The following is a 20,083-nucleotide window of genomic DNA, read 5'->3' on the forward strand; positions in this document are numbered from 1 at the left end:
GACGGCACGGCGCGGTCGGTAAGCTGGCGCCGATGGACCAAGACTTCCGCTGGATTGCCGAGCCGGCCGCCCTGCTCGCCCGCTTCGAAACACGCCCCGCGCGCATCGGCCTGGATACCGAGTTCATCCGCGAACGCACCTGGTGGCCGCAGCTGGCCCTGGTGCAGATCGCCGTGCACGACGAGATCCTGCTGGTCGACACCCTGGCGCCGGGCACCTGCGACGCTCTGCGGCCGATCCTGCTCGACCCCGCGATCACCAAGGTGATGCACAGCGCCAGCGAGGACCTGATCGCGTTCCGCCGTGCCTGCGATGCCGTACCCGAAGGCCTGTTCGACACCCAGGTCGCGGCCGCGATCGCGGGCGTTGCGGCCGGCGCCGGCTACCAGAAGCTGGTGGCGGAGATCCTCGGCGTGACGCTGTCGAAGGGCGAGACCCGTTCCGACTGGCTGCGGCGGCCGCTGTCCGAAGCGCAGCTGGCCTACGCCGCCGACGACGTGCGCCATCTGTTCGCCCTGCACGACCACCTGCGCGACCGCCTTGACGCGCTCGGCCGCCTGGACTGGCTGCGCGAAGACTGCGCACGCATGCGCGACACCGCGCGCAGCGACGGCCTGGAGCGCTGGCCACACCTGCCGATCCGCGCCGCGCAGTCGCTGGATGGCGACGGCCAGCGCCGCCTGCTGCGGCTGCTGCGCTGGCGCGACGCGTGGGCGCGCGAACACGACCGGCCGCGCACCTGGGTGCTCGACAACGAGTTGGCCGCCGGCATCGCGCGCGCCAACCCCGTGGATTCCGGCGCGCTGAAGCAGCTGCTCGATGCCCACCCCAAGGCGCCGCGCAAGCTGGGCGCCGAGCTCTGGGCCGCCCTGGGCACGCCGCTGGCCGACGAGGCCGACGCGCCCCCGATCCGCACCGAGGAGCGCGACAAGGCTGCGGTCCGCCGCCTCCAGGACGCCGTCGCCGCGCGCAGCGCCGAACTTGGCCTTCCCGATGGCGTGCTCGCCTCGCGGCGTCGGCTGGAGTCGCTGCTCGACGACGGCGACTGGTCGGTGCTGGGCGGCTGGCGCCGCCAACTGCTGTCCCCCACGCTGGCGCCGCTGCTGGCCAGCGCCACGCAGGGTTTGCCGAGCGGCGGAACCAACGTATAGAATCCGCAGCTCGTGGGGCGGTAGCTCAGCTGGGAGAGCGTCGCGTTCGCATCGCGAAGGTCAGGGGTTCGATCCCCCTCCGCTCCACCACGATTTCCAGACGCCCGACCCGCAATGGTCGGGCGTTTTTTTTGGAAGCGCAGGCGCCGGGTACGCCGCACTACGCGGTGGTTTTGGAGCAAAGCCACTGCCCGCGATCTCGGTACCGGCAGCCGGCGCAGAGCCCCGGAGTGGCCGGGAGGCCTTCGCGGGGAAGTAAAGGAGGAGGCATCCGCCGCCAGGCGGATCCGGGGGACATGAGCCGCGAAGGCCTCCCGGCCACCACGGGCCTTCCCGCGGCCTTTTTGCCGCCACCATGCACGGCGTGCCAAAATCGCGGGTTGCAGCCCCCGTAGCTCAGCTGGATAGAGCGTCCCCCTCCTAAGGGGAAGGTCGTGCGTTCGAATCGCGCCGGGGGCGCCACCCTCATCGCATCGACGGACGGTCGCCCCCGGGCCCGCCGCCGCGCACGAACGCAGGAGCCTGCCATGTCCCACCCCGTACTCACCGCCCTCGGCCTGTCCACGCACGAGTCCGGCACCTTCCTCGGTGGTGGCGAATGGTCGAAGACCGCCGATGCCGGTGTGCTCGAGCCGGTCAACCCGAGCACCGGCGAGGTGCTGGCCAAGGTCAATGCATCCTCGCAGGCCGACTACGAGCTGATCGTCGAGCGCGCGCAGGCCGCGTTCAAGGTCTGGCGCACCACGCCCGCCCCGCGCCGCGGCGAAGCGATCCGCCTGTGCGCCGACGCGCTGCGCGCGCACAAGGATGAACTCGGCTCGCTGGTCGCGCTCGAGATGGGCAAGTCCAAGCCCGAAGGCGACGGCGAGGTCCAGGAGATGATCGACATCGGCGACTTCGCGGTCGGACTGTCGCGCCAGCTCTACGGCCTGACCATGCACTCCGAGCGCCCTGGCCACCGCATGTACGAGCAGTGGCACCCGCTGGGCATCGTCGGAATCATCTCGGCGTTCAACTTCCCGGTTGCGGTCTGGGCCTGGAACTCGTTCATCGCCGCGGTGTGCGGCGACATCTCGATCTGGAAGCCCTCGGGCAAGACCCCGCTGTCGGCGATCGCCTCGGTGCGCATCTGCAACGAGGCGCTGGCCAAGGCCGGTTTCCCCGACCTGTTCTTCATGTTCAACGATGCCGGCAACGACCTTGCCGAGCGCTTCGTGGACGACAAGCGCATCGCGCTGGTGAGCTTCACCGGCTCCACGCGCGTCGGCCGCCAGGTCGGCGAGCGCGTCGCGCGCCGCATGGGCCGCTCGCTGCTGGAACTGGGCGGCAACAACGCGATCATCGTCGACGAGACCGCGGACCTTGCGCTCGCGATCCCGGCGATCGCCTTCGGCGCCGTCGGCACCGCCGGCCAGCGCTGCACCAGCACGCGCCGCGTCTTCATCCACGAGTCGATCTTCGACGACGTGCTGGGCAAGCTGAAGACCGCCTACGCGCAGGTGGAGAAGAAGATCGGCGACCCGACCGATGCCGCCAACCTCATGGGCCCGCTCAACAGCCAGTCCGCGGTCGACGCCTTCCTGGCGGCGATCGAGCAGGCCAAGGCCGCCGGCGGCAAGGTCGAGAGTGGCGGCACCGCGCTCACCGACCGCAAGGGGTTCTTCGTGCTGCCGACCATCATCACCGGCCTGGCCAACAGCGCCGAAGTCGTGCAGACCGAGACCTTCGCGCCGATCCTGTACGTGATGAAGTATTCGCAGCTCGACGAGGCGATCGCGATGCAGAACGACGTGCCGCAGGGCCTGTCGTCGTCGATCTTCACCACCAACCTCAAGCGCGCCGAGGCGTTCCTGTCGGCGGCCGGATCTGACTGCGGCATCGCCAACGTCAACATCGGCACCTCGGGCGCCGAGATCGGCGGGGCGTTCGGCGGCGAGAAGGAAACCGGCGGCGGACGCGAGTCCGGCTCGGACGCCTGGCGCGCCTACATGCGCCGCCAGACCAACACCATCAACTACTCGGACGCGCTGCCGCTGGCCCAGGGCATCAAGTTCGATATCTGAGGACGCGATGTACGGGTTGGCACGGCCTTTCCTCTTCGCACTCGAGCCGGAACGTGCACACCGGCTCGGCTTGGCGTCCATGGAGGCGCTGCACCGCGTGCGGCTGCAGCGCCTGCTCGGCGCCCGGCCGCGCCCGTTCCCGACGCGCGCCTTCGGCCTGGATTTCCCCAACCCCGCGGGTCTTGCCGCGGGGCTGGACAAGAACGGTGAACACATCGACGCGCTGCTCGCGCTGGGCTTCGGCTTTGTCGAGATCGGCACGGTCACGCCGCGCGCGCAGCCGGGCAACCAGGCACCGCGCATGTTCCGCCTGCCGCAGTACCGCGCGCTGATCAACCGGCTGGGCTTCAACAACAATGGCGTGGATGCGCTGGTGCGCAACGTGGAACGCGCAAGGCGCCAGGGTGGCCTGCTCGGCATCAACATCGGCAAGAACAAGGACACCCCGAACGAATCCGCGGTGACCGACTACCTGCACTGCCTGGAACGCGTCTATCCGCTCGCCGACTACGTGACGGTCAACATTTCATCGCCCAATACCGCGGGCCTGCGCGAGCTGCAGGAAGAACAGGCGCTGCGGCGGCTGGTCGGCGAACTGCGCGAAGCACAGGAGCGGCTGGCCTCGCGCCATGGCCGCCGCGTGCCGCTGCTGGTCAAGGTGGCACCCGACCTCAGCGACGAGGACATCGACGCCGCCGCGCGCGTGCTCGGTGACCTCTCGGTCGACGGCGTGATCGCCACCAACACCACCGTGTCGCGCATCGCCGTACAGGGCCACCGGCATGCGGCGCAGGCGGGCGGCCTGTCCGGCGAGCCGCTGATGAACAAGTCCACCGCGGTGCTGCGCATGCTGCGCACCCGCTTGCCCGACGGTATTCCGCTGATCGGCGTGGGCGGCGTGATGTCCGGTGCCGATGCCGCCAAGAAGACCGCGGCCGGCGCAACGTTGGTGCAGCTCTACACCGGGCTGGTGTACCGCGGGCCGCGGCTCATCGGCGAGTGCGTGGAGGCCATCCGCCGTCGCAAGGAAGCGCCCAGCCGCGGAAACCTGCCCAACCTGTGAGCGCCAAGCCCATCGACGCCCCGCACGCCGTGCGCTGGACCCGCGACGCCGACCTGGTCGATCGCACCACGTTCCGCGTGCCCGCGCGCGCCGCGTGGCTGGTCGAGGTGGGCGATGCCACCGCCCTGCCCGCCGTACTCGCCGACCCGCGCATCCAAGGCGGCGAACTGCTGGTGATCGGTGGCGGCAGCAACCTGCTGTTCGCCGCCAACCTCGAAGGCGTTGCGCTGGCCATGCGCGACAGCGCGGTCGCGGTGATCGACGAGGACGCGGACAGGGTCGTCGTGCGCGCCGGTGCCGGTCGTGGCTGGCACGACTTCGTGCGCGACACGCTCGCCCTCGGACTGTCCGGGCTGGAGAACCTGTCGCTGATCCCGGGCACGGTCGGCGCCGCGCCGATCCAGAACATCGGCGCCTACGGTGTCGAGATCGAGCGCCACGTGCACGCGGTCGAGGCCTGGGACCGCGACGCGGGCCACCTGGTGCGCCTCGATGCCGCGGCCTGCGGCTTCGCCTACCGCGACAGCCGCTTCAAGCGCGAACGCACGCGCTGGATCGTCACCGCGGTGGAGTTCGCCCTGGCGCGCACGCCGCGGCTGGAGCTCGGCTACGCGGGCATCGGCGAGGAGCTCGCGGCCATGCGCATCGAATCGCCGACCCCGGAGCAGGTGTCCGAGGCGGTGTGCCGCATCCGCCGGCGCAAGCTCCCGGATCCGGCCCTGCTCGGCAACGCCGGCAGCTTCTTCAAGAATCCGATCGTGCCGGTGGCGCAGGCGGACGCGCTGCTTGCCGCGCACCCGCGCCTGCCCTGCTTCGCGTCGGGCATGCCTGGCATGCGCAAGCTGTCCGCGGCGTGGCTGATCGACGCCGCCGGCTGGAAAGGCCATCGCGACGGCGACGCCGGCGTGGCGCCCGGGCACGCCCTGGTGCTGGTCAACCACGGCGGTGCGAGTGGCGCCGGGCTGCTTGCGCTGGCGCGACGCATCACGGCATCGGTCGAAGCGCGCTTCGGCGTTGCGCTCGAGCCGGAGCCACGCATCGTCGGCGCCGCCTGGTGAATCCGGGGCCCGCCAGCCCGCAGGCGCGCGCCGCGCTGCTGATGCTCGGCAGCACCACCTTCTTCGCGGCGATGGCGGTCATGATCCGCATCGCCTCGGCGGATCTCTCGACTGCCCAGATCGCGTTCTTCCGCAACCTGTTCGGCCTGCTGTTCCTGCTGCCGTTCCTGTTCCGCGACGGCTGGCGCCTGCCACGCACCACCCAGCTGCCGCGTTACCTGGTGCGCTGCGCGATCGGCGTGGCGTCGATGCTGTGCGGCTTCTGGGCGCTGGGCAACCTGCCGATGGCGCAGGCGGTGGCGCTGTCGTATGCCACGCCGCTGCTCGCGACCGTGGCCGCGGTGTTCATCCTCGGCGAAACCGTGCGCATGCGGCGCTGGTCGGCGGTGGTGATCGGCCTGGTTGGCGTGCTGGTGATCGTGCGCCCGGGCAGCGAGGCCTTCAGCGCCGGCAGCCTGGTGGCACTGGGCGGCGCCCTGCTCTCGGCGCTGGTGGCGATCCAGATCAAGCAGCTGTCGCGCGTGGACGCCGCCGACACCATCGTGTTCTACACCTACGTGTTCTGGGTGCCGATGTCGCTGGTGCCGGCACTGTTCGCCTGGGAGTGGCCGCAGGGCATCACCTGGCTGTGGCTGCTGCTGCTCGGCGCGTTCGGCACCGGTGGCCAGCTGCTGTGGACGCGGGCGCTGAAGATCGGCGAGGTCTCGGCGCTGCAGCCGATCAGCTTCATGCAGTTGCCGCTGGTGGCGGTGGCGGCCTGGCTGCTGTTCGGCGAGGCGCCCACGCGCTGGACCCTCATCGGCGCCGGCATCATCCTGGGTGCCAACATCTATATCGCGCACCGCGAGGTGCAGTTGGCGCGGCGCGCCGCGACGAGCGCCCCGGCCGAGGCTGCCAAGCCCGGGGAATAGCGCAGCGCTGAGCTGCAACGGCAAAGGGCCCGGTTTCCCGGGCCCTTTGCATTCACGACCGGGCGAGGCCCGGGATCACGGCGTGACCGTCAGCGCCACGCGTGCCGCTCTCTTCGCCACGGCAGGGTCGTTGCTCGCCACGCAGGCGAAGCCCGAGTAGCTGCCCGCCGCCAGCCCGTTGCCGAGCAGCGTGCCGACCAGCGACTGCGAGCCGCCGGCGTCCAGCGAACCCGACGACGGCGTGACCGCACCCAGCCAGCTCGCGCCACACGGCACCTCGCCGTCGACCTGCAGGTCGAGCGAGGGGAACGCCACGTTGGCGGCCCACGCGCCGCTGCCGTCGCCGGCCACGTTGAGGCTGGCAAAGCCGCCCTGCCCGACGCTGCTGCCAAACCACGCCCAGCGGTTGGCGAACGTGCCGGCGGTGTTGATCACCACCCAGTAGCGACCCGGGGCGAGCGTGAGGGACTGGCCGGCGGCCACCAGGTCGAGGGCGATGCGGCCACCCTCCACCAACACGCCCGGGGCAAGCGCCGACCTCGTGTGCGCCCACACCGCCGCGCCAGGGTTGCTGTGGGGATTTCCCGCCGGCATGCCGCCGGCATCCGGGTAGATGCTCCAGCTCAGGTTCGGTGACGCCGTGGGGAGCGCGACGCCGCTGACCACGAAGCCCTCGGCCGTGATCCTGGTGATACGCGTGCTCGTCTCGACGGTGAAGTCGTCGCTGGAGAACTGGGCCAGCAAGCCACCCGCCGATGCCGGATCGCTGTACCGGCTGGCACGGAAGCCACTGGTGACCGCGCCGCGCCAGATATCGACCAGCCTGCTGATCGCATTGCCGGTGTTGTCGACCGACCAGGCCAACGCCGAACCGCCCGGATTGGACATCGGAATCGCCACCGAGCCCTGGCCACCGGCCGCGATGCTGGCCTGCACGAGCGCCGGCAGCACCAGCACCGGCGGCTGCACCGCCACGCCGATCGGCAGGTTCAGCACCGGATTCGCCTTGCCACCCTTCACGCCGCTCGGCGCGAGCCGCAGGTTGCCGAAGCTCCAGCTGCCGTTGTTGGGCAGGTTGCTGCTGTCGATGGTCACCTCGAAGGTCACGCTGCCGTTGGCTGGCACGCGCGCGAAGATCGGGTGCACGCGCCCACGCAGGCCACTCAGGCTGGCCGCCCAGTCCTGGGTGCGACCGTCCACGTTGCGGAAGGTGCGGGTGAACGTGCAGCCCCCGGCGCAGTTGCGGTCGGCCAGGCTCGGCAGGTTCAGCGTGGCGGGGTCGCCACCCGTCGCCGGATTGGCCGCGCTGTAGTTGGCCGCGGTTTCATCCAGCACCAAGCCGGCGCGCACCGCCTGGTCGACCCGGATGCGCCCCGAACCGCGCGCGAACGGATTGGCAGGCGTCACTTCGTCTTCGAGGAAGACCGTGCCGGTGGCGGTCATCGCCAGCGCCGACTTCACCTCGGACACGCTCCAGCCCGGACGCGCCTGGCGCACGAGGGCAGCAGCACCCGCCTGGTGCGGCGACGCCATCGACGTGCCGCTGATGAGGCCCACCGCGTTCTCCGACCCGCTGATGGTGGTGCCGGCCACGGCGGCCAGGATGGCGTAGCCGGGCGCGGTGACGTCGGGCTTGATCAGGCTGAAGGTGCCTGCCGGGCCGCGCGAGCTGAACGCCGCCAGTGCGTCGGCGGTGTTCGGCAGCGGCGCCGCCGGATAACCGATGGTCGCGGTGGCCGGCGGATTGGCGACGTTGAAGTCACGCAGTGCGTTGCCCTCCGCCTGGGTCACGCCGAATGCCGGCACGGTGGTGTCGGGCACCGAAGGCACCAGCACTTCCGGCAGGTTGTTGGCGATCACCACCGCCACCGCACCCGCCGCGGACGCGGCATTGGTCTTGATGGTGAAGCTGCAGCTGCCACGGCGGACCACGGCGATCGCACCGTTGAAGGTGCCGGCCGGGTAGCCCGCGCAGCCGTCGTCGACCGCATCGATCGCGGGGCTGACGCGCAGCGGCGTGCTGGCCGGGTACGCCGCGGTGTGTCCGACACCGTTGGCGCCGGTGGAGAGCTCGATGGCCGTCAACGGCTCGGGCACGGTGCCCGGCCCGGTGACCTGCATCAGGAACGAGTAGCCCTCGCGCCCGTGGCGCGCCGCCGCGGTCGAGGACACCCACGGCTCCACGTGGCCGAGCGTGCCGGCCGCGGGACCACTGTTGCCGGCGGAGGCCGCCACGAACACGCCCGCTTCCACCACGTTGAGGAAGGCGAGCGAGACCGCCTCGCCCCACGGCTGCGCACCACCGCCGATGGAGTAGTTGATGACGTCGGCCACGCCGTCGATGACGATCTGGTCGATCGCCGCGACCGCCGACACGTTCGGGCACAGGCCCTGGCCGGTGGAGATGTTGGTGTAGCAGATGTCGAACGCCACCACGCCGGCACGCGGCGCCACGCCGGAAATCGACGCCTGCGCGCCGCTGATCGCGACCACGCGGCGGTTGCCGGCGACGGTCGACGCAACGTGGCTGCCGTGCGAGTTGGTGTCGCCAAAGCCGGGCTCCTCGCGGAACCCCGGGTTGGAGCAGGCATTGCCCGGCGCCGCGCACACGAAGTCGTAGCCGCCGATCAGCTTGTCGTTGCAGCGACCTTCGTCGATGCCGCCGGGCGCGCAGGTGCCGAGGTAGTTGCCGGCGCCAAGCGGGTTGACGTGCACATGGCCGTCGACCGGATCGACCGCCGCGAACGACGGACTGCCGAAGTTGATGCCCGAGTCCAGGATGGCGGCCACCATGCCTTCACCCTGGAACGCGCCGCCGGCCGCGCTGCCGGACCACACCGACCGTGCACCGATATGGCCGGGACCGGTGTCGGTATCGAGCGCGTACTCGCGGTAGCCCTCGACCAGGCGCACATCGCGCATCCGTCCCACCTGCGCAGCTTCGGCGGGCGTCAAGGCGACCACGATTCCGTTCACCGCGTGCTGCATGCGATGGCCGACCTGCAGGCTGCGGCCGAGCGCACGGCCGATGTCGGACTCACGCGCCGCCTGGCGGCTGCGCAGGTAGTCGACATAGGCAACGGCCGAACGGCTGGCGGCGTCGAGGCGCCCGCCAGCGCTTCGCGCCGGGGCCGCGAGGCCGCGCACGCCGCCGCGATAGGCGGCCAGGGCGGGTTCGTTGAACAGCACGATGTGCGGCTCCGCCGCGTCCTTTGGCGCGCGCGCCGCGGCACCGGCGACCGGCCCGCCCGCGAGGACCGCGGACTGTGCGGTGGCCGGCGTCGCTGGCCTGGATTTCGATCCGATGGTGGCGGCGGCCGCAGCCGACACCACGATGGCAACGGCAACGGCCGCCACCACTGATGGCTTCGTGGTCATGACTTCTCCCCTGGAACGTGGTCTGGATACGTGTGTGTCGACACTCGTCCACGCGGCCGCGTTGCTGTGACCCGGCCCATGCGGTGCCCCCCGGCATCGGCTGATCGTGACTGTCGTCACGGTCCACCGCCGCCGAGCATCCGTTACTCCGCGGGCTGTCGCAAGCCCTGTGCGTCAGCCGGCGCCACCCTGCGGTTGACAAGCAGCCAGGTCGCGGCCGTCCACGCGAGCGCGGCCGTCCATCCCGCGAGGATGTCGGAGGGGTAATGCACCCCCAGGTAGACGCGCGACAGCCCGACCAGCGTCACGAACAGCGCCATCGCTGCCAGCAGCGGCCAGCGCCAGCGCGTGTGCCAGCAGAGCAGGACCAGCACCATCGCCAGCGTCATCGACCCCATGGCGTGGCCGCTCGGGAAGCTGAAATTGTGCTCGGGCGCGATCGACTCCCACAGCGAAGGGCGGTCGCGGGCGAACGCCTGCTTGGCGGCGATGTTGAGCAGCGCGGAGCCCGCCAGCGCCACGCCTGCGAACAGGCCCTCGCGATGCCGCCGCGCCAGGGCCAGGCCCAGCACCAGCAGGATGTCGACCGGCACCACGCCCCACTCGTAGCCCAGTTTGGAGGCGAGCAGGAACAGCCGGTCCAGCCCGCCCGCCGCCGCCTCGCGCGCGAACAGCAGGATCGGCTCGTCGAAATCGAACGGCTCGCCCTCCAGCACCTCGTCGGCGAGCTCGGCGAAGCCCCACAGCGGAAGCAGCAGACCGACGAACACCAGCACGAGGCGCCAGCCGTGGCGCTGCAGGAAACCCGCGCCGAAGCGGGCGTCCGACAGCAGGTTCCCGATCGCCTCAGCCGGCGTGCGGGGCGCGGCCATAGCGTCGGTCGACGTAGCTGTCGATCAGGCCGACGAACTCGGCGGCGATGTTGCCGCCGCGCAGCGTGAGCGCTTTTTCGCCATCGATGAAGACCGGCGCCGACGGCGCCTCGCCGGTCCCCGGCAGCGAGATGCCGATGTCGGCATGCCGCGACTCGCCCGGGCCGTTGACCACGCAGCCCATGACCGCAAGCGTCATGTGCTCGGCGCCCGGATGGCTGATCTTCCACTCCGGCATCTTCGCGCGCACATGCTCCTGCACGACCTTGGCCAGCTCCTGGAAGAACTCCGACGTGGTGCGCCCGCAGCCCGGGCAGGCGGTGACCATCGGGGTGAACGCGCGCAGGCCCATGGTCTGCAGCAGTTCCTGCGCCACCACCACTTCCTGCGTGCGCGGCGCGCCTGGCTCGGGCGTCAGCGAAATGCGGATCGTGTCGCCGATGCCTTCCTGCATCAGCACCGCGAGCGCCGCGGCGGAGGCGACGATGCCCTTGCTGCCGATGCCGGCCTCGGTGAGGCCGAGGTGCAGCGCGAAATCGCTGCGCACCGCCAGGTCGCGATACACCGCGATCAGTTCCTGCACGCCGCTGACCTTGCAGCTGAGCACGATCCTGTCGGCCGCCAGGCCGAGCTCCACCGCGCGCGCCGCCGAATCCAGCGCCGAGCGGATCAGCGCCTCGCGCAGCACGCGTCCCGCGTCCCAGGGCTCGGCGCGCAGCGCGTTCTCATCCATCAACGCGGCGGCCAGCGACTGGTCCAGCGAACCCCAGTTGACCCCGATGCGCACCGGCTTGCCGTGGCGCATCGCGAACTCGATGAGCTGCGCGAACTGCGTGTCGCGCTTGCGGCCAAAGCCGACGTTGCCCGGATTGATGCGGTACTTGGCCAGCGCCTCGGCACATGCCGGCTCCGCCGCCAGCAGCTGGTGCCCGTTGTAGTGGAAGTCGCCGACGATCGGCACCTCGATGCCCATCATCGCCAGCTTCTCGACGATCCGCGGGACCGCCGCGGCCGACTCGGGATTGTTCACCGTGACCCGCACCAGCTCCGAACCCGCGCGCCACAGCTCCGCCACCTGCTTCGTGGTGGACGCCACATCCGCGGTATCGGTGTTGGTCATCGACTGCACCACCACCGGCGCATCCCCGCCGACCAGCACGCTCCCCACCCGCACCTGCCGCGTGGCGCGGCGCGGCGCCGGGCCGAATGCCCACTCTTCAAGGCTGCCGGCGCTGCCGGCGTGACGGATGCTGGGAATGGCGTTCATTGGGGCATTTTAGTCCCAGGCGACGTGATTGTTCCGGGGCCTTCGCTTGGTTGGCGGGTCCGGAGGGTGTACGGGTACTCCGCCGGCTGGTCCCCGCTGCATGGGTCGTGGCGGGTTGGGAGGTGGGCGGGTATTGCGCGGCGGTCCCGCATCGCGGTCCCTTTAGGCCGGCTGCGTACCCATACACCCTCCGCTGCCACCGGCGCTGCGGCTTGAGGGAAAGCGTCGCGAAGATCGAGTCTTTCTCGCGGCTGACGCATGCCGGGGCAGAGCGGCAGTGCTTTCCCCGCGGCCGCGAGAAGCGCGCCATGGCGGGTTGGTGGGTGCGCAGTGGGCATAAAGACCCTCGCTGCGACCAAAGCCCCCAGGAAACACCCAGCGATCCAAAAGGGGGTCGCCCACGGAGTACCCACCAATCCGCCAGCCAGCCAGCCAAGGACGCTGTTCTTGCCAACCGCCAGCCAGCCAGCCAGCGGCCCTGCCCTTGCCACAACCGGTGGCCACGGCCTGCCAGCCAACAGCGCTCAGGCCCGCCCCCGCTGCACGGTATCCTGACGCCATGCCCGCCGCGTCCGAAAACATCCTTACCCCGACCCAGCTCAACACCCTTGCCCGCAGCCTGCTCGAGGACGCCTTCCCGTTCGTCCTGGTCGAAGGCGAACTCGGCAACGTCTCCAGGCCGGCCTCCGGACACCTGTATTTCACCCTCAAGGATGCCCGCGCCCAGGTCCGCTGCGCCCTGTTCAAGCCCAAGAGCCAGTGGTTGAAGTTCCAGCCCCGCGACGGCCTGAAGGTGATCGCCCGCGGCCGGCTCACCCTTTACGAAGCGCGCGGCGACTACCAGCTGATCCTCGACTCGCTGGAGGAAGCAGGCGAAGGTGCCCTGCGCCGGGCCTTCGAAGAACTGAAGGCGCGCCTGCAGGCCGAAGGCCTGTTCGACGACGCCCGCAAGCGCCTGCTGCCCGCCTACCCGAAGCGCCTGGCCGTGATCACCTCGCCGTCGGGCGCCGCGGTGCGCGACGTGCTCAGCGTGCTGGCCCGTCGCTTCCCCCTGGTCGAGGTGGATGTCCTGCCCGTGCCCGTGCAGGGCGAGGCCGCGGCAGCGCAGATCCGCACCATGCTCGAGCGCGCGGGCGCGAGCGGCCGCTACGACGTCCTCGTGCTCGCACGCGGCGGCGGCTCGCTGGAAGATCTCTGGGCGTTCAACGACGAGGCCCTGGCGCGCGCGATCGCCGCCTCGCCGGTACCGGTGGTGTCCGCGGTCGGCCACGAGACCGATTTCAGCCTCGCCGACTTCGCCGCCGACCTGCGCGCACCGACGCCGTCGGTGGCCGCCGAACTGCTGGTACCCGACCGCGTCGACATTGGCACCCGCGTGCGTGGCCTGCACCAGCGGCTGGGCGCCCTGCACTTGCAGCAACTGCGCAACGCGATGCAGCGCACCGACCGCGCCGCGTTGCGCCTGAATGCCATGCGCCCGCAGGCGCGGCTGCTGGCACTGGGCCAGCGCCAGCAGGACGCACTGCGACGCCTGCAGGCCGCGTGGCGCGTGCGCGATGCGGAGTGGCGCTCCGGCCTGCGCCACGCCGATGCCGTGCTGCGCGCGACCCACCCGGCGCGGCGTCTCGCGGCGCTGCGCGAACGCCTCGCCACCCTGGCGCCGCGCCCACAGGCCGCAGTGGCGCGACGGCTGCGCGACGACGCCCTGCGCCTGCACGGCCTGGCGCGCTCGCTGCAGGCCGTGAGTCCGCTGGCCACCGTCGCGCGCGGCTACGCGATCCTCCAGCACGCCGACGGCCGCGTGGTGCGCACCACGGGCGATGCCGCCGCCGGCGACGTGCTCGATGCCCGCTTGGTCGATGGCGCGCTGCGCGTGCGCGTGGAGTCGCGCGAGGACACATGAGCACCGCGCCGGCCTGACCCGGTGCTCACCGCGGTTCCGCATAATCGCCTGCAGTGCGTGCGCACGGGCGATCAGAGGAGAACGACGGTGGCGAAATCCGGCAAGCACGGCGCGGCCGCGGGCGGCAAGCAGCGCGAAGGCCTCGCCGCGAGATATCCCTACTACCTCGCCAACCGCGCGGTGGCGGCCAACACCGATCTCGATGTCCTCGACAAGTACACCGGCACGCGCGCCACGCGCGTGGCGCTGGCCGATGCCGGCACCGTGCGCAAGGCGATCGTGGCCGCCCACAAGGCGCGCCCGGCGATGGCCGCGTTCCCGCCTGACGCCCGCCGCGATGTCCTCGAGCACTGCGTGCGGCGCTTCGGCGAACGCGCGGACGAGCTTGCGCAGTCCCTGTGCATCGAAGCCGGCAAGCCGATCCGCGACGCGCGCGGCGAAGTGACCCGGCTCATCGATACCTTCCGCATCGCCGCCGGCGAAGCCACGCGCATCGAAGGCGAGGTGCTGGAGCTGCAGGTGTCGGAGCGTACACGCGGCTACCGCGGCATGGTCAAGCGCGTACCGGTGGGCGCCTGCAGCTTCATCACGCCGTTCAACTTCCCGCTCAACCTGGTCGCGCACAAGGTGGCGCCGGCGATCGCCGCAGGCTGTCCGTTCGTGCTCAAGCCGGCGGCGAAAACGCCGGTGGGCGCGCTGATCATCGCCGGGGTGCTGGCCGAAACCGAGCTGCCCAAGGGCGCGTTTTCGGTGCTGCCCTGCGACAACGCCGCGGCCTCGGCGCTCGTGGAAGACGAGCGCATCGCGCTGCTGAGCTTCACCGGTGGCCTGGTCGGCTGGGAGCTGAAGGCGCGTGCCGGGCGCAAGAAGGTGACGCTGGAGCTCGGTGGCAACGCGGCCTGCATCGTCGACGCCGACCCTGGCGCAAGCCTCGACCACATCGTCGAGCGCCTCGTGTTCGGCGCCTACTACCAGTCCGGGCAGAGCTGCATCAGCGTGCAGCGCATCTACGTGCATGCCTCGCTGTATCCGGCGCTGCGCCGCAAGCTCAAGGCCGCGGTGGCGGCGCTGCGCATGGGCGACCCGCGCGACGAGCGCACGGTGATCGGGCCGATGATCGACGAGGCGGCGGCGAAGCGCGTGGACGCGTGGATCCAGTCCGCGCGCAAGGCGGGCGCGAAGCAGCTGGCCGGCGACGCGCGCGTCGGCAACATGCTGCCCGCGGCGCTGCTCGAGAACGTTCCGCGGACAGCCGAACTCATGCGCCAGGAGGCGTTCGGGCCGGTGGCGTGCATCGAACCGTTCGATGAGTTCGAGGACGCGCTGGCACGCGCCAACGACAGCGATTTCGGCCTCCAGGCGGGCGTGTTCACCGCCAGCCTCGCGCACGCCATGCGCGCCTGGGACGCGCTCGAAGTCGGCGGCGTTGTGGTCGGCGACGTGCCCAGCTTCCGCGTCGACAACATGCCCTATGGCGGCGTGCGCGGCTCTGGCCTTGGCCGCGAGGGCGTGCGCAGTGCGATCGAGGACATGACCGAGCCGCGCCTGCTGGTGATCCGCGACCCCGCCTGAGGCGCCCAACCCCGTTCACGCCAGGTGCGCGTTGGCTTGGGGGTCCACCTCAGGAGCCGCCCATGAACCGACACACCCTGGCCACCGCACTGGCCGCCACCCTGCTGCTCGCGGCCTGCCAGTCGGCGAAGCACGAGGCGGCCGCGCCCTCGGCACCCCCGGTGATCTTCGATGCGCCTGCCCCGACTACGGCGATGGAGAGCGGGCAGCAGCGGGCCATGGCGGCCGACGCGATGGCCCGCGAGCGCGTCGAGCGCACCGCGGCGGCGGCACAGCGCGCGTACATGCCGTCTCCGCCCCCTGCACCGCCGATGTACGCCCCCCCGCCCGCCAACACAGAGCAGTACGCCGCACGCACCGACAACCCGGTGCAGCGCGTGTCCGAGCAGCCGGTGTCGACCTTCTCGGTGGACGTCGACACCGGCAGCTACAGCAACGTGCGCCGCATGCTGCGCCGGGGCGTGCGCCCGCCGGCGGACGCGGTGCGCGCCGAGGAGTTCATCAACTACTTCCGTCATGGCCATGCGGCTCCGGCCAGTCGCGACGTGCCCTTCCGCGCGACCATCGAGATCGCCCCGGCACCGTGGAACCCGAAGCGCCACCTGATGATGGTCGGCCTGAAGGGCTATGACGTGCCGAAGGCGGAGCTGCCTCCCGCCAACCTGGTGTTCCTGGTCGACACCTCCGGCTCGATGCATTCCGAAGACAAGCTGCCGCTGCTGAAGCAGGCATTCGCGGCGCTGGCCGCGCAGCTGCGTGCGCAGGACAGGGTGTCGATCGTGGCCTACGCCGGCTCCGCCGGCCTGGTGCTGCCGCCGACGCCCGGCAACCGCCAGGGCGAGATCATCGCCGCGCTGGAGCGCCTGCAGGCCGGCGGCAGCACCAACGGCGGCGAAGGCATCACGCTCGCCTATGCGATGGCGCGCCAGGGCTTCGTGGCCGGCGGCGCCAACCGCGTGATCCTGGCCACCGACGGCGACTTCAACGTCGGCACGGTCGACCGCGCGGCGCTGGAGACGCTGGTCGGCGACCAGCGCAAGTCCGGCATCGCGCTGACCACGCTCGGCTTCGGCCAGGGCAACTACAACGACGCGATGGCCGAGCGCCTGGCCGATGTCGGCGACGGCAACCACGCCTACATCGACACCGTGCTCGAGGCCCGCAAGGTGCTGGTGGAGGAGATGTCGGCGACGCTGCTGACCATCGCGCGCGACGTCAAGGTGCAGGTCGAGTTCAACCCGGCGGTGGTCTCCGAGTACCGCCTGGTCGGCTACGAGAACCGCATGCTGCAGCGCGAGGACTTCGCCAACGATCGGGTTGACGCCGGCGACATCGGCGCCGGCCACGAGGTCACCGCGCTGTACGAGGTCACCCTGGTCGGGTCGGGCGCCGAACGCCTGCCGGCGCTGCGCTACGGCGCCACGCAGGCGCAGCCCGCGCGCGGCGACGAACTCGCGCACCTGCGCCTGCGCTACAAGCGCCCGGGCGAGGATGACAGCCGCCTGATCGAGGTGCCCGTGCGTCGCGACGCGATCCGCGCCGAGGCCAGCGCGTCGATGCGCTTCGCGGCCACCGTGGCGGCGTTCGCCGACGCGCTGCGCGGCGGGCGCAATATCGAGGGCTGGGACTGGGATGCCATCGCGCGCAGCGCGCGCGCCAGCCGCGGAGAAGACCGCTGGGGCCTGCGCGCGGAGTTCGCGGAGCTGGTCGAAGCCGGCCGCATCGCCACCGGTGGCGACGTCGCGCGCCCGGCCGACTGAAGCGATGGCCGCGGGCACCGGCCGTCCACGCTCAGCGCGGCCGGTGCCCCGTGGCCGGTGCAGGCAGCGGGCGTCCAAACAGGTAGCCCTGGCCATAGGTGCAGCCGAGCTGCTTGAGCGTCTGTGCCTGCGCGGTGGTTTCCACGCCTTCGCCGACGGTCTGGATGCCCAGCGTGCGCGCAAGCACCAGGATCGCGCGCACCAGCGCCAGGCTCTCGGGATGCATCTCGCCGTCGAGGCCCGCCACGAAGCTCTGGTCGATCTTCAGCGCGTGGATCGGGAAGCGGTGCAGGTACGACAGTGCCGAGAACCCGGTGCCGAAATCGTCGAGCAACGCCAGTACGCCGCGTTCGCGCAGGCTGTTGAGCATGCGCAGCGCGCGCGGCGCGTCGTCGAGCAGCGCGACCTCGGTGATCTCGATGCGCAGCCGCGCGGGGTCGGCGCCGGCGTCGTCGAGCATCTGCAGCAGGCGCTCGGCAAAATTCTCCGAGTGGAAGTGGCGCGGCGAGACGTTGATGGAGACGTGGCCGCGCTGGACGCGGGTCATCCATTCGAACACGCGCCGGTACAGCAGCCAGTCCACCTGCTCGATCAGGCCGCTGTCCTCGCCGACGCCGATGAACTCGGACGGCTGCAGCGGGCCGCGCTGCTCGTGGTTCCAGCGCAGCAGCGCTTCGTGGCCAACGACTTCTCCATTGGACAGGTCGACGATCGGCTGGAAGTACGGCTCGAATGCGTCGGTCAGGATCGCGCGCCGCAGGTCGGCTTCGAGGTCCAGCAGGCGCGTCGCCTCGGCGCGCATGTTCTCGTCGAACAGCTCGCTGCGGTCGCGCCCGCGCGCCTTGGCGCGGTACATCGCCGCGTCGGCATCGCGCAGCAGGTCCTCGCCGTGGCGGTAGCGTGGTTGCCACAGGGCGATGCCGACGCTGGCCGACGGAAACAGCTCGCGCCCGGCGATCCACATCGGCTCGCCCAGCGCGGCGAGGATGCGCGCCGCGACGCCCTGCGCCACGTCGCCGTCGGCGGCGTCGGCCAGCAGCACCGCGAACTCGTCGCCCCCGAGCCGCGCGACCACGTCTCCGTCGCGCAGCATGCTGCCGATGCGCCGGCCGGCTTCCACCAGCATCTCGTCGCCGGCGGCGTGGCCCACGCTGTCGTTGACCAGCTTGAAGCGGTCCAGGTCGAGGAACAGCACCGCGAACGGCCCGCGCGCCTGGCTGCGCGTCTCGGCCACGGCGGTGTCCAGGGATTCCAGCAGGTAGGTGCGGTTGGGCAGGCCGGTGAGGTGGTCGTGGCGCGCCTGGTGGATCAGGCGTTCTTCGGCGCGCAGGCGCTCGCCCACCTGCGCGCGCAGCTCGCGGTTGGCGCTCTCGAGCTCGCGGGTGCGCGCCTCCACGCGCGACTCGAGCTCGGCGTGCGCGGCCTTGAGGTGCTCCTGCGTGCGCTTTCGCGCCAGCGCACCGCCGATGTGGTCGGCGACGAAGGTCAGGAGCCCCTGGTCGCGCCCACTGAAGCCGATGTCGGGCGAATAGCTCTGCACCGCGATCACGCCCACCACCACGCCATCGCGCGACAGCGGCACGCCGAGCCAGCAGTAGGCCAGGCTGCCGTGGTGGCGGAGCTCGCCACTGGCTTCGAGCTCCGCGATCCTGGCGCGGTCGGCAAGCAGCGCGCGGCCGTGTTCGATCACGTACTCGCTCAGCCCCTTGGTCATCCGCCGCCGCCGGCGCACGACGTCGCGTTCGTCGACCGAGTACGGGAACTCGATGTGCTTGCCGTCGGCCGACACCATGGCGATGTAGAAGTTGCGCGCGTACAGCAACTCGCCCACCACGGCGTGGAGGTCGGCGTAGAACCTTTCCACGCTGCCGGCGGTGACGGACAGCTCGCTGATACGGAACAGCGCGCGCTGCAGGCGCTCGGCGCGCTGGCGCTCGACGATCTCCGCCTGCAGCACCTGGTTGGCCCGCTGCAGTTCGCGCGTGCGCGCGTCGACGCGGCGCTCGAGCTCGGCGTGTGCGTGCTTGCGGTCCAGCGCGGTCAGGATGTGCTGGGCCACGAACTCCAGCAGCACGCGGTCCTCGTCGCTGTAGCAATCGGGCTTGTCGTAGCTCTGCACCACGATCGCGCCACTGACGCGGCTGTCGCGGCGCATCGGCACGCCGAGCCAGTCCGCGCTGTCGGGGCCATGGAACTGGTCGCGATCGACGTTGAGCTGGCGGCGGATGCGCGCCGACGGCCCGAGCAGCGGCTGGCCATGGCGCAGCATGGCCACCGTCAGGCTGTTGGGGATGTCGGACAGCGCGATCTCGGTGTCCGGCTCAGCCACCCAGGGATCACGCTGGTCGGCGAAGTACAGGAAGCGGACGGTTTCGCGGACATCGTCGTAGAGCACGATGTAGAAATTCTCGGCCGACATGAGGCCGCCGACCACGCCGTGGATGCGCGCCAGTACGTCCTGCATGTCCAGTCCGGAGCCGGCGACGTCCGCGATCTCGTAGAGCGCCTGCTGCAGGCGTTCGGACTTCTGCAGCGATGCGATGCGCGCTTCGCCCTGGGCCGCCGACAGCGTGGCGGTGACCACGCGCCGCGCCAGCGCCCGCCAGGCGTCGAGCGAGGCGGGCGTGAGCGGTTCGGGCAGCCGTGCGGCGATGGCCAGGGAGGCCCCGCCGCTGCTCCATGCCTCGTCGATCGCCGCGCCGTCGCCGGCGTGCGCTTCACCGCCGGTCAATGCCAGCGCGTGGGCACGCAGCGCCGCCGGCACCCCCTCGACCGCCGACATGCCGACGCCGATGCGCGGATCGCTCCAGCACACCACCACGCCCGACCCGGTGGGCAGCGATTGCGCGAGCACGTCCGCGAGCCCCGCAAGGTCGCCCTCGCGCGGCGTGGCCACTATCGGAAGATCCAGCACTGCCTGCACGCGCGACCTCTCCTCCCACACGAGAACCCTTCAGGAAGAACGCTGAACGCGCCCGCGGCCGGCAAGGCATCCAGGCCGCCCCCCACGACCGGTCCGCGCATGATGCATGGTCGCGCGGCGAGCCGCACGGGCTTCCCGCCGCGGCGCGCAACCCGTACCCTC

12 protein-coding genes and 2 tRNA genes are annotated in these 20,083 nt (G+C 71.3%); 10 read left to right on the plus strand and 4 right to left on the minus strand.

The genetic code is table 11. The annotated features are described in order from the left end of the window. Positions 1-32 precede the first annotated feature (32 nt). The 7 genes from rnd (at position 33) to JGR64_RS09075 (ending at position 6,246) form a co-directional block, all read left to right on the plus strand. On the plus strand, positions 33-1,151 hold the full coding sequence (gene rnd, locus JGR64_RS09045) for a ribonuclease D (protein ID WP_199373032.1): 1,119 nt from the start codon (positions 33-35) through the stop codon (positions 1,149-1,151). Positions 1,152-1,165: 14 nt separating this feature from the next. Continuing rightward, positions 1,166-1,241, plus strand: a tRNA-Ala gene (locus JGR64_RS09050). Positions 1,242-1,536: 295 nt separating this feature from the next. Next, positions 1,537-1,613: transfer RNA gene (locus JGR64_RS09055), tRNA-Arg, on the plus strand. Between the two features lie 65 nt (positions 1,614-1,678). Then, positions 1,679-3,214, plus strand: coding sequence for an aldehyde dehydrogenase family protein (locus JGR64_RS09060; RefSeq protein ID WP_199373033.1), 1,536 nt, complete (start codon positions 1,679-1,681; stop codon positions 3,212-3,214). A gap of 7 nt (positions 3,215-3,221) precedes the next feature. Then, a complete protein-coding gene (locus JGR64_RS09065) occupies positions 3,222-4,277 on the plus strand; it encodes a quinone-dependent dihydroorotate dehydrogenase (protein WP_199373034.1) in 1,056 nt (351 codons plus the stop codon). Further along, on the plus strand, positions 4,274-5,335 hold the full coding sequence (gene murB / locus JGR64_RS09070; protein WP_343225140.1) for a UDP-N-acetylmuramate dehydrogenase: 1,062 nt from the start codon (positions 4,274-4,276) through the stop codon (positions 5,333-5,335). Before JGR64_RS09065 ends, murB begins: the two co-directional genes overlap by 4 nt. Before the next feature lie 41 nt (positions 5,336-5,376). Further along, the gene (locus JGR64_RS09075) at positions 5,377-6,246 is read left to right on the plus strand and encodes a DMT family transporter (RefSeq protein ID WP_199373258.1); all 870 of its coding nucleotides are present in this window, start codon (positions 5,377-5,379) and stop codon (positions 6,244-6,246) included. 75 nt (positions 6,247-6,321) lie between these two features. Here the strand turns inward: JGR64_RS09075 and JGR64_RS09080 are convergent, their stop codons facing one another. From JGR64_RS09080 to ispG, 3 genes are all read right to left on the minus strand, one after another. Continuing rightward, a complete protein-coding gene (locus JGR64_RS09080) occupies positions 6,322-9,624 on the minus strand; it encodes a S8 family serine peptidase (RefSeq protein ID WP_199373036.1) in 3,303 nt (1,100 codons plus the stop codon). Between the two features lie 143 nt (positions 9,625-9,767). Beyond that, a complete protein-coding gene (locus tag JGR64_RS09085; RefSeq protein ID WP_199373037.1) occupies positions 9,768-10,496 on the minus strand; it encodes a phosphatase PAP2 family protein in 729 nt (242 codons plus the stop codon). Beyond that, positions 10,471-11,763, minus strand: a complete 1,293-nt coding sequence (ispG, locus tag JGR64_RS09090; protein ID WP_199373038.1) for a flavodoxin-dependent (E)-4-hydroxy-3-methylbut-2-enyl-diphosphate synthase — start codon at positions 11,761-11,763, stop codon at positions 10,471-10,473. Before ispG ends, JGR64_RS09085 begins: the two co-directional genes overlap by 26 nt. A gap of 559 nt (positions 11,764-12,322) precedes the next feature. Here ispG and xseA point away from each other — a divergent pair. From xseA to JGR64_RS09105, 3 genes are all read left to right on the plus strand, one after another. Beyond that, positions 12,323-13,666 (plus strand): exodeoxyribonuclease VII large subunit, encoded by a 1,344-nt coding sequence (gene xseA, locus JGR64_RS09095; protein WP_199373039.1) that lies wholly within the window; start codon positions 12,323-12,325, stop codon positions 13,664-13,666. A gap of 180 nt (positions 13,667-13,846) precedes the next feature. Next, entirely contained in the window at positions 13,847-15,238 is a 1,392-nt protein-coding gene (locus tag JGR64_RS09100) for an aldehyde dehydrogenase family protein (RefSeq protein ID WP_234447021.1), read from the plus strand. Between the two features lie 62 nt (positions 15,239-15,300). Then, positions 15,301-16,998, plus strand: a complete 1,698-nt coding sequence (locus tag JGR64_RS09105) for a VWA domain-containing protein (protein ID WP_199373041.1) — start codon at positions 15,301-15,303, stop codon at positions 16,996-16,998. A 31-nt stretch (positions 16,999-17,029) separates the two neighbouring features. Here the strand turns inward: JGR64_RS09105 and JGR64_RS09110 are convergent, their stop codons facing one another. Beyond that, on the minus strand, positions 17,030-19,921 hold the full coding sequence (locus JGR64_RS09110) for an EAL domain-containing protein (RefSeq protein ID WP_343225141.1): 2,892 nt from the start codon (positions 19,919-19,921) through the stop codon (positions 17,030-17,032). Between the last annotated feature and the right edge of the window lie 162 nt (positions 19,922-20,083).

Origin of the sequence: Luteimonas sp. MC1572, assembly GCF_016615815.1 — a bacterium.
GTDB lineage: Bacteria > Pseudomonadota > Gammaproteobacteria > Xanthomonadales > Xanthomonadaceae > Luteimonas.